Annotated in this window: 10 protein-coding genes and 1 tRNA gene; 5 read left to right on the plus strand and 6 right to left on the minus strand. The window is 33.0% G+C overall.

What is annotated here, in order from left to right; genetic code table 11:
• The 6 genes from X925_RS06975 to X925_RS07000 all read right to left on the minus strand — a co-directional run.
• Positions 1-2223 (minus strand): N-6 DNA methylase (locus X925_RS06975; RefSeq protein WP_121959540.1); only part of this gene is annotated, 2223 nt, incomplete at its 3' end.
• 138 nt (positions 2224-2361) lie between these two features.
• The gene (locus tag X925_RS06980) at positions 2362-2814 is read right to left on the minus strand and encodes a DUF6884 domain-containing protein (RefSeq protein ID WP_121959541.1); all 453 of its coding nucleotides are present in this window, start codon (positions 2812-2814) and stop codon (positions 2362-2364) included.
• Complete coding sequence (locus tag X925_RS06985) at positions 2811-3719, minus strand: hypothetical protein (RefSeq protein ID WP_121959542.1); 909 nt, start codon at positions 3717-3719, stop codon at positions 2811-2813. The genes X925_RS06980 and X925_RS06985 overlap by 4 nt, the downstream gene beginning before the upstream one ends.
• A 105-nt stretch (positions 3720-3824) precedes the next feature.
• A tRNA-Ala gene (locus X925_RS06990) sits at positions 3825-3899 on the minus strand.
• A gap of 34 nt (positions 3900-3933) precedes the next feature.
• On the minus strand, positions 3934-4629 hold the full coding sequence (locus X925_RS06995; protein ID WP_121959543.1) for an ABC transporter ATP-binding protein: 696 nt from the start codon (positions 4627-4629) through the stop codon (positions 3934-3936).
• The gene (locus tag X925_RS07000) at positions 4629-7229 is read right to left on the minus strand and encodes an ABC transporter permease (RefSeq protein ID WP_121959544.1); all 2601 of its coding nucleotides are present in this window, start codon (positions 7227-7229) and stop codon (positions 4629-4631) included. The genes X925_RS06995 and X925_RS07000 overlap by 1 nt, the downstream gene beginning before the upstream one ends.
• A gap of 252 nt (positions 7230-7481) precedes the next feature.
• Here X925_RS07000 and htpG point away from each other — a divergent pair, with 252 nt between their 5' ends.
• The 5 genes from htpG (at position 7482) to X925_RS07025 (ending at position 14474) form a co-directional block, all read left to right on the plus strand.
• Positions 7482-9353 (plus strand): molecular chaperone HtpG, encoded by a 1872-nt coding sequence (gene htpG / locus X925_RS07005; RefSeq protein WP_121959545.1) that lies wholly within the window; start codon positions 7482-7484, stop codon positions 9351-9353.
• A 129-nt stretch (positions 9354-9482) separates the two neighbouring features.
• Positions 9483-11567, plus strand: coding sequence for a hypothetical protein (locus X925_RS07010; protein WP_121959546.1), 2085 nt, complete (start codon positions 9483-9485; stop codon positions 11565-11567).
• Positions 11568-11598: 31 nt separating this feature from the next.
• Positions 11599-12423: an AmmeMemoRadiSam system protein B gene (gene amrB, locus X925_RS07015; protein WP_012208908.1), complete on the plus strand. Its 825-nt coding sequence runs from the start codon at positions 11599-11601 to the stop codon at positions 12421-12423.
• Positions 12424-12444: 21 nt separating this feature from the next.
• A complete protein-coding gene (locus tag X925_RS07020; RefSeq protein WP_012208909.1) occupies positions 12445-12789 on the plus strand; it encodes an Asp23/Gls24 family envelope stress response protein in 345 nt (114 codons plus the stop codon).
• Between the two features lie 17 nt (positions 12790-12806).
• Positions 12807-14474 (plus strand): DAK2 domain-containing protein, encoded by a 1668-nt coding sequence (locus X925_RS07025; protein ID WP_121515056.1) that lies wholly within the window; start codon positions 12807-12809, stop codon positions 14472-14474.
• Positions 14475-14500 lie beyond the last annotated feature (26 nt).

The following is a 14500-nucleotide window of genomic DNA, read 5'->3' on the forward strand; positions in this document are numbered from 1 at the left end:
ATAATTTTCTTTTAATTTAAAAGCATCATCTGGTATGGATAGGTCTCTAAACCTCTCAATTCGTCTTCTCAGAGTATCTTTATCAAAATCGATCACAAACTTATCCCGTGCTGTAACAATTCCAGTGCAATTTACAGGAAAAATATCGGTAACTTTCCAGAATTTATTATATTCTTCTTCAAATGTGGTATCTTTTGGAACAAAGAAATAGAATGGTGAAATAGGCTTAACTTCTTGCCATTTAACATTATCTATTGTGTGCCTGTCTAACCAATGATATTTAGAGTCTCTTAATCCCCACAGGTCAGTATAGTAAATTTTCTTCTGCCCTAAATTTTTATTTTTTATAAATATTCCAATGGCAACTCCTTGCTGTATATCAAAAACGTTTTCATCTTTGCCGCCATCAGGACATTTTTCCTTTTTTAAAGAATTTCCATGCAAGTTTAAGATGAAGATTCTATCAAAACTTTGCAGTAGGGATTCCCTCATCCCTCTGAATGTAGGGTTATCAAGATAACTGTGATTAGTAATAAAACCTACAACACCCTCACCATTTTGATCTATTTTCCACTGTGCATATCTTATGAATTTGACATAATCGTCTTGTAACCAGAGTTTTCTCTCTTCAAGGGATTTGCCATCTACAGTATAATAACCATCATCTTTGCTTCCATCTGCTCGTGTATAGCCTTTTTTCAACAAATCATCAATCCACTTACCCTTATTGGCAGATATACCAGAATAAGGTGGATTACCTATTAAAACAAGAATTGGCTTCTCCGTCTTTATTTGATTTGCAATTCTGCTTTCCTCTGTTATTTCCCTCATGAATAGTAAAGGATCATGAACCTCTGATTGTTCTAATGTGTTTGTAAGGTAAACTTGTATTCTGTCGTCATCTTTAAACCTGTAATGCCATCTCTGGAGTAGGTCTGTAATCTTTAAATGGGAGATTACATACGGCGTGATTAAGATTTCAAATCCATAAAAATGTTTTAGAAGGTGATTCTCGATTTTATCAAAAATTATACCTCTTAACCCTTGATTCTTTAACTCTCCCAATGCAACAAGAAAAGTTATCCAGAAAAAAGTTCCCGTTCCAATCGCAGGGTCAAGAACATTTACACTGTCATCTGCAAGACCCAATGATTTATCAAAGTGTTTCTTCAAAATTGAATGTACAGAATTTACAATAAAGTTTACAACAGGGCGAGGTGTATAATAAACTCCCAGATCTTTCCTCTTCTCAGGCTCATAATAATTCAAAAAATCTTCATAGAAAAATATTATTGGATCTTTGTCCTTTTTGCCACGCTTATCAATTTTGTTTAGAATCTCCTCTAACTTTGCAGCATTTAGTATATCGATAATGTCATCTACAATCCATGAGATATTTGGAGGAAACTCTTCACCAGAAATATTTAAGAAGATGCGTTTAATCACACCAACATTTTTAGGGATATAGTATGATGCGGTTCTTCTATCTAATTTACCTCGGCAACTTCTCTTAGCCAAAAACAAGCCATAGGTGATGGTCTGGGCATAGGCATCTGCACAATCCTCTAATTCTACATCTTTGATGAGTTCTTTTATACCCAGATAAAAATCATAGATTGATGAAGGAGATTCATTATTTTTAATCTTCTCCAAATCATTCAAAAGTTGGTCTTTAGCCAGTTCCTTCAATAATTTCGCTCTTTTAGAGAGTTCTACAGCCAGTTCTTCAGCTAATACTATTGTTGGTAGTTTATACTCAAAAAATTCATTTATGAGAGAGACAAATGTTTCGATTTTTTCTTTAGAGATAGATAAATTTCTTTTATCCAAATCGGAAAGCATGAAAAGATTGCAATCATAAACCTTGCGCCCTTTTCTAATGAGAACAAATTGAAGATAATTAGTGAGTATTAGATTATCAATACTTTCAATATATTTTTTAAGTTGGTCTGTCTCGAGTATTTTATCTAAATTTTCTCCAAGGTCTTTTGTTTCTATAAAACCAATTTTTCGGTTATTATAAAACGCCTTAAAGTCAGGTGCACCAAGCCCAGCAGCTCTTTTTGGTTCCTGAGTAAGATTATAATCTGGATTTAATCCTTTAATAAAATTTTCAAACGGAGTTCTGTAAGTCCATTCCGTATAATCTCCGTGTGAGTATATACTGTAAACTTCTTTAAAGTAATTTTTTATATCTTTCTCAATCTTACTGTTATCAACCATTCATATCACCTTTGAAGTTTTTTTCAGCATCCGATAGAATCTCATTATAACGTTTTCGGTGTAGCAGAAGTTCGGCGAAGCCGAATTTGGACGGAGCAAAGTGTTGGCTTTTACATCTTGTTATGCAATGTGTATAGGTTATAAGGGAACCCCTTTTTTAATTGCATCGTTAAGTTTACCCATCATATATCCTATTCCTTTACAATTACTTAGTGGGGTAAGAATTTCCTTTGATGAAAAAACTCTATTAGCCATTTCAACATAGTTTTTTCCACCTAAGATTACAATTTGTCCATATCTATCCAATTCCTTTTCCTTCACTTGAGCAGAAAGCTCCTTTGTAGTTATTGGATTTGCTTTTCTGTCATTAAAACTTACATTATAAGGCCCGGGAACTATATCATTTGGGAATAAAAATCCATATTTTGCAGATAGGATACACCATGAAGAAGGGTAAAACCTCATGGCATATTCTCTACACTTTTTAGCAAATGGCCCAATATACACATATTTTGCTTTGGTGGGTCCCGCATTCGGATTCTTATCCCATATTTTCTTGTTTCCACATGGAACTACACATAGTGTTTTCATGTTTCCAACTCTACTATCCTATTTTCTATTTTAACTTTCCCTTTAATACAAAATTCTCTCGCTTCACATCTATTAAGGAGTGGACAATAGCCTGTCGTCTTATCTCGGTTTGAACAACCATATTTAGACAAGTGCCAAAGTGGTTCATCTACATCTAAAGCAATCATTGGTCTGTTCTTAATACTCAACCCTTTTACACTTTCAAACCATGCTTCTCTTATATATTTAAATAGTTCACCCAATTTACCTTTGAATTGTCCTCTAACAACTCCAGTAGTTAATGTCGCTCTTGCTATATGTATATCTACAGGGATAGGCACTTCCTCCAAATTTCTTAAATGTGTTATGCCCACATTGTCCCTAAGCATCCTCAACCACAATGGTCCTATTTTAGGTCCACGCAAGTATGGATAGTCTGGTACTAATCTTCCATTATATAAGTGAGTATCGTTTCTTAGGCGGTTCAAAATGAGGGATGAATCCCAGTTGCAGTTTTTAAGAAATTTGCATGGATCGCCTTCCCATTTTTTATAAAAAGTAATCCCAATTGTTCGCCAAATGTAAGCGTCTTTTTTAGTTTTCTTTGACAATTTGTATTTTTGCATATCTTCAATTATTTTTCTGAGAGGGGTTTCATGTAATAGTTTTGGATCGAATAAATATCTTGTTTCTGGGTCATCAAAAGTTCTTCTCGAACTCTCCCATAATGATGGAGCATCCCTTTGATAATCGATAGAAACGGTGAGTGTCAAAAAGAGTATATGATCAAGAGAACCTCTTACTACCCTATTGGGCGTTATATCTTCCGGCATATCAGTTCTTCCATGAATACCCGTGGTAGAAAAAGAATCATAGAGGAGTTCCGCGACCTTCTTTCCTCTTTCCTTGTCTATTATAATTGACATATTTTACATTCTCCTATGTATTTTAGAGTTATGAGAAGTTTTTTCGACAGAAGGGAGAAAAATTTGGGAAATTTAGGCGCCGAGGGTGAGGCGGCTAATTCAATATGGTGGAGTTGATGGGATTCGAACCCACGACCTTTGCCTTGCGAAGGCAACGTGCTCCCGCTGCGCTACAACCCCCTCTTCTTACATTATATCAAAATTCATCAAAGAATTAAATTTCTTGTATAATTCCATCTCTAATTTGAATAATTCTATCGGCTCTTTTTGCAATATTCAAATCATGGGTAACTACCACAAGTGTTGTTCCCTTTTCTTTTCTTATCTCCTCTAACAGTTCTATTATTATTTCACCATTTTCGGTATCAAGATTTCCAGTTGGTTCGTCAGCCCATATAACCTCTGGTGAATGTATTATAGCCCTTGCAATAGCAACTCTTTGTTGCTCTCCACCTGATAGCTCATAGGGGAATCGTTCTACTTTATTATCAAGCTTAACTTTCTTTAAAACTTCATAAGCCTTTTCTTTTGAGGTCTTGTTCTTTTCTCCTAAGATCAACAAAGGCAATTGGACATTTTCTAAAACCGTCAAAACCGGAATAAGATTAAAAAATTGAAACACAAAACCCATGTTTTTGGCTCTGAAGGAAGTCCGTTCTTCTTCTTTCAAATTTTGGAATGGAACCCCTTTAAAGTAAATCTCTCCGCTGGTAGGATTATCAATTGCGGAAAGGCAATTAAGCAAGGTCGTTTTACCTGAACCTGAAGGCCCTAATATACCTATAAATTCACCCTTTTTTATAGTTAAGGTAACGTTCTTTAAAGCTTCTACTTTTATTCTTTTGTCGTTGTACACTTTGTACAATTCAATTGCTTTTATCAAAGCGCTATTTTTGCTCTCAACTTCCATTATCCAATCTCCCTCAAACTGTCTGCCGGTGTGATTTTAGTTATTAAAAACGAAGGTATCATCAAGGTTAGAAAAGTGATTAAATACACCATTCCAATTATTCCCACTACATTCAACAAAGGAAAATAAAAATCAACATTTCCTAAAAATTGAAAGATGGCGAAAATAATATCCTTCGCGACTAGGTAACCTCCAACAAGACCAATGAAAGCTCCTACGGAAACAATGCTGAAATTTTCAATGAGAAGCCCCTTGGTTATATCTTTTGAACTTGAACCGATTGCCCTTAGAGTTCCGATTATTCTTTGGCGAATTATGCATGATCTTACAGAGTACAGTGCCAGTCCTGAAAATCCACTAATCAATCCAAGATAAAGCATTCCAGTTGCTAGAGAAATTATACCATCTATCCCATTATAAATAGTCTGTAATTCCTCTTCTATAAAAATAGGATAATCAAAAGTTGACATATATTTCTGCTTGACTTCGTCAATATTTTCTTTAGGCACATTCCCTAAAAGTATATCGACACTTTTTACGCTATTAGGTTTGGATACTATACTTGCTACATATTTTACAGGAATTGTAATATCTTTTAAGTTAAAAAAACCAACGACATCGTAAGAAACATTAGATACTCCACCTAAGGGTGTAATGGAGGAAAGATTACCCTTCACGTACTCTGGAATTTGTTCTTCATCACTAAATTTTCCATAAAGAACGGTATTTTTACTTTTCAGTTCCTCTCTCCAATCTGTTACTGATTCCGATGGAATTATCGCCGATTCAAGAAAAGTATTGTCTACAAAAGCTATAATCTGTGAATCGAGAATGGCAATTTGAACCTTTGTTGGCTTTTCTATCCCTTCATAAACAGCTATATCATCAGAAAAAAATAGGTTTTTTATAGGATTTGATACAACCAAAAAATTATATCCAAATAATCCTTCTTGCATAGAAGTATCAACAAACCTAACCAAATTCGCTGGTATGGAAGAAATAACAATCAAACCAAAAATAATTATACCAAACATTAAAGAAAGCATTAAAACTCTAACTGGGAATCTTTCAACATACGAAAATCCCAAAAGAAAAGGAACACTCTTCTTTGAGGAAAACACTTTAGAAAACCTTTTTAAAATTGGAATTATAGAAGTAAAAAAAAGAACAACGATGAAACCGAATAAAAAAGATCTTTGAAAAATAAAATTAAAAGATAATGCTCCCGAAGAGAGAGAAAAAAATGTTTTACTAAGGATCATAAGAAAAACGGATAACCCAACATTAAACAAGGGGTTTTTGAATACAAATACTAATCCCACTGAAATCAAAATTAATCCCAGGATTTCAAACTCATTTGCAAAGGACATTAAAAGAACACCAGATATAATAAAAAGAAGAGAAAACCATCCGTTAATACCATGAGGCACATATGCCTCCACATCTTTTTTCAAGGATTCTACAGGAGAGTTGTTGGAAATTTGTAACCCTTTAATAATAAAAATGATCAATGGTATTACAATACCTATTAATAAACCAAATATTATTGTTCTAACACTTAATTCATAAGGAACGACTGTAAAACTTCCCAAAGTTTCGAAAGTTAGACCTGATGCAATTTCACCAAGTTGATTTAATAGAACAGCTCCTATTTTCGCCCCCAAAATAACTCCTATTGCTGAAGATATCCCAAAATATAACAAAGCTTCCATAAAGAAAAGAAGTAAGATCTTAAATCTATTAAAACCTAAAATTCTTAAAATACCTACAGTTTTTTCTTGCTCGTTTGCAAAATTGTTCCCGAAAACGATAACTAATATTAAACCCGCCAATATTGAAAAAGAACTAAAGGCAAAAACAATATATCCCAGAATTTCATTTACTGGGGAATTCAAAAAATCTTCTTTTATATTATTAATCTCTAAATTTGAAGGAAGGGAAATATTGGAAATATCTACATTTTCGGATTCAACAAAATCCACATACGCCTTTGAAGGATAAACTGTATTACCTTTGAAATCCGATACATTAACAAAAACCGATCCCGGATATTGTGCCATCTCTCCTCGGTAATTCAAAAAACCTTTCTCACCAATATGAGAAATCTCTAGATTCTTTGAACCTCCCGGCATATGAATTACAATGGTTTCTCCTTCATTAACTCCAATTTCGTTAGCTATCTCTTGAGAGACAACTACTTTACCTGGACTTAAATCAATATTTTGACCTATAAAGTTTGAAAGATCTTCTCCTTCAACCGCAACAACCAAAACTTCCAAAAAACGACCATTATTTTCTATTCTTCCGAAACTTTCTGAAGCCGGTAAAATGTTTTTTACTTGGGGATTGCTTTTTAGATCATCTAATATCATTTGTGACAAGGGAAAAGAGAGAAATAGTGATGTCCTGTTATTAACAACAAAGGCATCCGCTTGACCAAAATTAACTTCCACTTGAGTTTTTCTATATGAAACTATTGAGTCATTAAGGGAAAGAGAAGAAACAGTTAACAAAGAAGGAATGATAGCCCCTAACACTAGCAAAATGCTTACTTGCCATCTCTTAAAAAAATTGCGAAGGGCAAATTTCCAAAAAAACACTAAACCATCTCCCAAAATGCTTTATTCAGTGCATAGTGTTATTTTATCAAATTACTTTCAAAAATACTATAGTTTTACAAAAAATATATCAAAATCGATTACATAATAAAATGAGTTTGTGAGCTCAATAAAGTTCTTTATATAAAAATAATAAAAAAACAGAAAATTAACCTTCAAAAAGATTCGATATAATTATATATTAGTTAGAGCTTCTTAAGGCAAGTAATTCTAAAAAACAGGAGGGAAAAATAAATGCCGGAAGTAAAAGAATTTCAAGCAGAAACAAAACAATTACTCAATCTAATAATAAATTCCATTTACACCCACAAAGATATATTTTTAAGAGAGCTGATTTCTAACGCCTCAGATGCGCTTGATAAAATCAGATTCTTATCTTTGAAAGACCCTAGCGTTCTACAAAATGATACTGAATTGCAGATAAGGATTGAAATAGACAGAGGTAACAACACTTTGATAGTTGAAGATAACGGTATCGGAATGTCTTATGAAGAGGTAATCGAAAACTTGGGAACTATTGCAAAATCAGGCACCAAAAACTTTCTGAACCAACTAAAACAGGCTCAATCTGAAAACACTGTAATAAACCTAATAGGTCAATTCGGTGTTGGATTTTATTCCGCATTCATGGTTGCAAAAAAAGTTATTGTAGAAACAAAAAAGTGGGATCAAGATAAAGGTGTAAGATGGGAATCCGATGGAACAGGAACTTATTCAGTTGAAGAATGTGAAAAAGCCAATAGAGGAACTAAGATTACCTTAATATTGAAAGACGATTTAGATGAGGATGAAAATTATTTGGACCAATATAAAATTCAAGAATTAGTCAAAAAACACTCCAACTATATAAAATATCCCATAAAAATGAAATGGGAAGAAGAAGTAGAAGCAGGTAAAAAGAAGATAACCGATAAAATACTTAATTCGATGGTTCCCTTATGGAACAAAAACAAAGAAGAAATATCTCAAAACGAATACAACGAGTTCTACAAAGAACATTTTTACGATTGGAACGATCCTTTCGATGTTATTCATTTCAAAGCTGAAGGAACTACGGTTGAATTCACCGCATTGCTTTATATATCTTCTAAGTTGCCGTTTACCTTTTTCAGTAAAGATTACAAAAGGGGCTTAAACCTCTATTCAAAGAACGTTTTTATAATGGAAAACTGTGAAGAAGTTCTCCCCGATTATTTGGGTTTTGTTAAAGGATTGGTGGACTCTCCCGACTTCTCTTTGAATATCTCAAGAGAAATACTCCAGAAAAACAAGCAACTTAAAGTAATAAGAAAAAATATTGAAAGAAAGATATTAGACGCTTTAAAATCAAAACTTGAAAACGAAAGAGAAAAGTACGTGGAATTTTGGAAAGAATTTGGAAAGGTTATAAAGGCAGGATTATATCAGAATATACAAGAAAAAGAAAAAGTTCAAGATCTGCTTTTATTCGAAAGTTCCACGTCTGATAAAAATATGGTAACCCTTAAAGAATATATTTCAAAAATGAAAGAAGATCAAGGTAATTACATATATTACGCTGTAGGGGAAAGTAAAGATATTATTGAAAATCTGCCCCAAATGGAATCCTTCAAAGAAAAAGGTTATGAGGTGTTGTATTTAACAGATGAAATAGACGAATTCCTCATCAAATTGATGCACGACTACGAAGGAAAAGAATTCAAATCGATCAGCAGTTCAAATGTAAAAATAGATGAGAAATTTAAAGAAAAAGAAGAAGAAAACAAAGACTTGCTCCAAAAAATAAAAGAATATCTGAAAGACAAAGTAAAGGATGTTAGATTAACAGATAAATTGAAGGAATCCCCGGCATGTATAGTAAGTGCCAACGAAGCAATCTCCTTGAACATGGAAAAGACCTTAAAAAATCTAGAGCAACTACCCTTTGAAGCTGAAAAGATCTTAGAGCTAAATCCTGATCATCAAGTATTTAAAATATTAACAGATATATACCACAAAGATCCTAACTCAGAAGAAATTAAAGATTACGCTGAATTACTTTACAACCAATCTTTGTTACTTGAAGGATTAGAAATCGAAGATAAAGCTACATTTGCAAAACTCATAACAAAGCTAATGATAAAATAAAAAATTAAAGACGCCCCAAATGGGCGTTTTTCATTTTCAAAAGGGTTACAGGGTGAAAGACTATTAAACAGAGTTTCTGAGTTTTTATGGTATAATTGAAGTAATAAGGGAATATTTTGAGGGGGTCTCATGCCGAAACCGAAGGAAGCTCTTTTCTTTATTTTTTTACTATTACCTTCATTTTTCTTTGGTTTTTTCATAGATTATGATTCATCCATTAACGCCAATATTGTATTTTTTGAAACGCAAAGTAAGTTTGAAATTTATTCAAACGATTCAAAGACCATTTACAAACTTTTTTACGAAGGGGAAATCTTTGAGCAAGCTAATTACAAAATTAGTAAAGGACCTGTAAAAGAAGTCTCTTCGTTAAAAAATGTAATTACGATCAAATTTCTTTATCCAATGAACAATTTAGAAATAAAGGACGATAGGATAATTTTTTATGGATATGAACCATACACTTTTCAAAAGATAAACTTTGAAAAAATAAAGTTAGATGATGCTATAGACTTGTTGTTTACTTACATTGGCTGGAATTGGATAAAAACGGAAGAATTGCCCGACACTTTTTTCGCTATAAATTCAAATGAAATACACATAGAACATTTTTTAAGAATGCTGAATGAAGTTTATTCATTAAACGCAATTTTTTACGATGAAGATACAGTATTGGTAGGTAAACAAGCTTCGGCGTTTGAAAATGATCTGCCTTTATTCATTGAAAATGAAAATATCTCTGAAGAAAGTTCCTCAACCAATTTTATGCTAGCCTCTTCAAAAGAAGATTCTTTAGATAGAAACCAAGAATATTTGCTTTTCTTTGAATCAAAGTATGACCTAACCCGTTTAGAAAAAATCTTTGATTGTAAAGTAGCCTTTTTTGAGGATAATTACTACGCAATCCTTGCCAGAGAAGGCGAAAAAGACCAAATTAACGAACTGATAAATTATTTGAACGAAATTCCAGAAACAAAAGATGTTTTACCTATAACACCACAAGAAATTAGCGAACCATCCACTCCTATTGAAAAGAAAGAAAATTACGAAGATGAAAGTTATGTTGTTTTAACCTCCGTCTACGACATGACATTTTTAGAAGAGATTCTACCTGTAAAGACTTACAAGTTAGACGAACAACATTTCTTTTTAATGGGAAGTAGTGAATCTATAAAAATAGCCCAAAAAATAAATGAACTTGTTCAACCCCAAATTATACCTGAAATGTTTAAACCTATAATTAACAAAGAACTCGTTACCATTCCTTTTGAAAAGAGTACAATTTTTGAGAAACTTTTAATCCAGGAGAATATCGAATTTTCAAATATTACAGAGCAGGAAGATTATGTTCTATATATGTTGGAATACGAAGAATCCAAAACAAGCTTTTTGAAAAATATTCTGGATTCATTTCCTTATGAAGAGGGCAGTGTTGAAATTTCGTTAAAAGAGTTAATTTCCTTGGTAGCAAAAGCACAATCTATAAACGTTATATCAGATTTTGAAAACGATAAAAAGGTAACCATCAATGACTTTAATTTAGATATGTCATCGTTACAGCCTTATTTGGTATCCCAAGACATTTGGTATGAGAATATCGGGCATAATACCCTTAGATTTTATGAACAGAAAAAACTATTAAAATACGAGATTTTCGTTTTCTCTGGACAAAATGTGGATAGATTCTCTGTGGAAGAGCTCTACTTATTAACTTTACAATTTGATGGTATAATAAATGGTAGCAAAGATAAGGCTTCGTTAATATCAAAACCAGTAATATACGTTAATGAAGGTGGGCGAGCATCAATAAAATCCGTCTTGTCGGTTCCCGTATTCGATGAGGAAGGTAAGATAGTATCAAAAATAGAATCAGGTTTTATAATGGAAGTAAGTGGTGAATATGACAATATTACAAAAATGGTCAACACTGAATTAGATATAAGCATAAGCGAATTGAAAAACGAAGATAAAAACATAGTTGATGAAAGAAATATGAACAGTAAATTTATCATCCCCAACGGTGGTTTTATAAAATTAGGTGGGCTTAATTTTACCAGCATAGTTGAAAATGAAACCGGCATCCCTATTTTTAAAGAAATACCAGTAATAGGACAGTTGTTCACTTCGTATGAAAAAACAGAAAATGTATACGATTTAGTTATACTCATACATGCTGAAGTATCTAATAAACCTGAAATTGATAATTATTTTTGAAACATCTGTCTCTCAGGAGGCGATTCGAAATATGGAGAAGGTTAGAAATCCTGTGGTTGCAGGTACTTTTTACCCTTCGAATCCAGAAAAATTAAAAAACCTTCTAAAAAGTTTTTTTGGTGATAGTTTTAAAGTAAATACCGAAAAATTAATTCCCCCTATGGGAGCAATAGTACCTCATGCTGGTTACATATATTCTGGAGAAACAGCAGCAAAAGCTTACAAAAAGGTATTTGAGAAAGGTATAGCAAAAAGAGTATTTTTATTAGGGCCTAATCATACAGGATTAGGTTCTAAAATATCAGTTTTCACAAGCGGTAGTTGGAAAACTCCCTTGGGAACGATAAATGTTGACGGAAAAACCGCAGGGAAAATTTTGAAAGAGTTAGACATTTATAACGATGAATCTGCACATTCGAGAGAACATTCATTAGAGGTACAACTACCTTTTCTTCAGTATGCTATAGGAAATGATTTTGAAATTGTACCTATCTGTATGATGGATCAAAGTTTAGAAACCTCCAAAAACCTTGGAGAAATTTTAGCAGACATCATAGAAGAAGGAGATTTGATCATAGCTTCTTCTGACATGAATCATTACGAAAGTCACGAAAAGACGTTGCTAAAAGATGAAAAAGTTATAGAAACATTAAAAAATATGAATCTGCAAGAAATGTATGATACAATAAGAAGATATAATATAAGTATGTGTGGATACGGTCCCGTGGCTGCTCTTTTAAGTATAGGATTTACTGATATTGAAATAATTGACCACACTACGAGTGGCCTAATAAGCGGCGATTATGAAGCGGTAGTTGGATACCTTTCCGCAATAGTTAGTAATTTGCAAAAATAACAAACTACGGAGGTGAACCTCATGTTAATAGAAACAGAATTTGGTACTGTAGATATCAAAAACGATGTTATAAAAGAATTGGTTTATAAGGCTGTTATCGAATCCTACGGCACGGTTGAAATCTCTGGAAAGCAAGGTTTTTTTGATAGGATATCAAGTTTTTGGTCAAAAAGTGAAGATAGAGGAATAAACGTATCAGAAAATGAAGAAAGTATAGTAATTGATCTCTTCCTCGTTTTTGAATATGGCCTTCCCATTAAAAAGGTAGCTCAAAATATACAAGAGAATGTTCACCATAGAGTCACATCTATGCTAAATTTTGATAATATCAAAGTAAATGTGAGCATATCTGGCTTGAAATATTGAGAGAAGGTGTCTGTTGAATGCCCAAGTTTTTGTATGCAAAAGACCTATATTTAGCTCTAAAAAAAGGTGCAGCAGAATTAGCTAAAAACAAAGATGAAATTAATGCCCTTAATGTTTTTCCTGTCCCAGATGGAGACACTGGTAATAATATGTTAGCAGGTATGCTCGAAGCTTGTAAAAGTATGGATGAAGTTGAAGATAAAAACGATATGAAATCTATGATGGAAAGTTTGAGAAGAGGTCTTTTACTAGGAGCAAGGGGTAACTCAGGTGTTATTTTGTCACAAATATTTCGTGGAATAACTGAAATTCTCGAAAAAAAGAAAAGAATCAACACCCAAGATTTTATAAAAGCCCTTCAAAACGCTAAAGATAGAGCTTACAACGCCGTTATGAAACCAGTTGAAGGAACAATGCTGACTTTAATTCGAAGATTGTCAGAAAAGATGGAAGAAAGTATGTCCGAAGAAAAGGATTTTTTGGTTTTTTTCGATGCGATAGTAAAGTATTCATTTGAAATAGTAGAGGAAACCCCAAAATATTTAAAAAAATTACGCGATTCGAATGTTGTGGATGCTGGAGCAAAAGGACTTGCTTACATTTTAAAAGGTATGAATGATGCACTTCACGGCGATATTGAAGTAGAACTTGAGGAATTAGAGTCTGCCACACCTGAACAAATAACAGAAATAGCCTATGAAGAACTAACATACCAGTATTGCACAGAAGCGATAGTAAAATTCCAGAAACAGCCTATACAAAAAAAGACCTTAGAAGAAATAAGGAGCTTTTTGGAAGGTCTCGGAGATTCCATTGTTTTAGTTAATCAGGATGACATATTAAAAACACACATACACACAAATCATCCAGGATTAGTCTTTGAAAAGTTTTTAGAACATGGCGAATTGATCAAAACAAAGATAGACAATATGAAATCACAACATGAACATATTATAGAAAAACAAAAAGAGGGCAAAACAGCCGATATAGAGCAAGCCAAAGTAGCTGTTAACAATAATCTGAATAATAAAAATTGGGGTGTGATTGCAGTCTCTCCAGGAAAAGGTATTTCAGATATCTTTATAAGTTTGGGAGTGGATCAAGTTATTTTTGGAGGTCAAACCACTAATCCTAGTGTAAAAGACATCTCAGATGCGATTAATAAAGTTCCACAAAAAAAGGTGATCATACTCCCCAATAACCCAAATATAATTCTGGCTGCTGAAAAAGCCGCAGAGTTAACAGATAAAGAGATATTGATATTACCTACAAAACACATTCAAGAAGGCATAAGTGCCTTACTTGGTTTCGATGACAATATGGACAAAGAAGAATTAAAAGAATCCATGATGGGATACGTTAAATCTATCGTTCCGATTGAAGTTACTTATGCGGTTAGGGATTCCACCATTAAGGGTGAAAAGATAAAAAAAGGCGAGTACTTGATATTTCTTGGAAAAGAGTTAAAAGCTCATGGAAAGAACGTTTATAAAGAAACGGAAAAAGTTTTAGAGGAACTAATAAAAAAAGGTTATGAAATCATTACCATAATTTACGGTGAAGGTGCCAAAAAAGAAAAGATCGATCAACTAGTAAAAAATCTGACCCAAAAATACGCCAATATAGAGATAGAAATTCACAACGGTGGGCAGAGACATTATCCACTGCTTATTTCCGTCGAGTGAAATCTTGCAAATAATAATCAATTAAT

Origin of the sequence: Petrotoga sp. 9T1HF07.CasAA.8.2, from assembly GCF_002895585.1 — a bacterium.
GTDB classification, from domain to species: Bacteria; Thermotogota; Thermotogae; order Petrotogales; family Petrotogaceae; genus Petrotoga; species Petrotoga mobilis.

Coding starts and splice junctions, on each gene's coding strand:
- X925_RS06980 (WP_121959541.1), bottom strand. CDS start 2,814: ATGAAAACACTATGTGTAGTTCCATGTGGAAACAAGAAAATATGGGAT.
- X925_RS06985 (WP_121959542.1), bottom strand. CDS start 3,719: ATGTCAATTATAATAGACAAGGAAAGAGGAAAGAAGGTCGCGGAACTC.
- X925_RS06995 (WP_121959543.1), bottom strand. CDS start 4,629: ATGGAAGTTGAGAGCAAAAATAGCGCTTTGATAAAAGCAATTGAATTG.
- htpG (WP_121959545.1), top strand. CDS start 7,482: ATGCCGGAAGTAAAAGAATTTCAAGCAGAAACAAAACAATTACTCAAT.
- X925_RS07010 (WP_121959546.1), top strand. CDS start 9,483: ATGCCGAAACCGAAGGAAGCTCTTTTCTTTATTTTTTTACTATTACCT.
- amrB (WP_012208908.1), top strand. CDS start 11,599: ATGGAGAAGGTTAGAAATCCTGTGGTTGCAGGTACTTTTTACCCTTCG.
- X925_RS07020 (WP_012208909.1), top strand. CDS start 12,445: ATGTTAATAGAAACAGAATTTGGTACTGTAGATATCAAAAACGATGTT.
- X925_RS07025 (WP_121515056.1), top strand. CDS start 12,807: ATGCCCAAGTTTTTGTATGCAAAAGACCTATATTTAGCTCTAAAAAAA.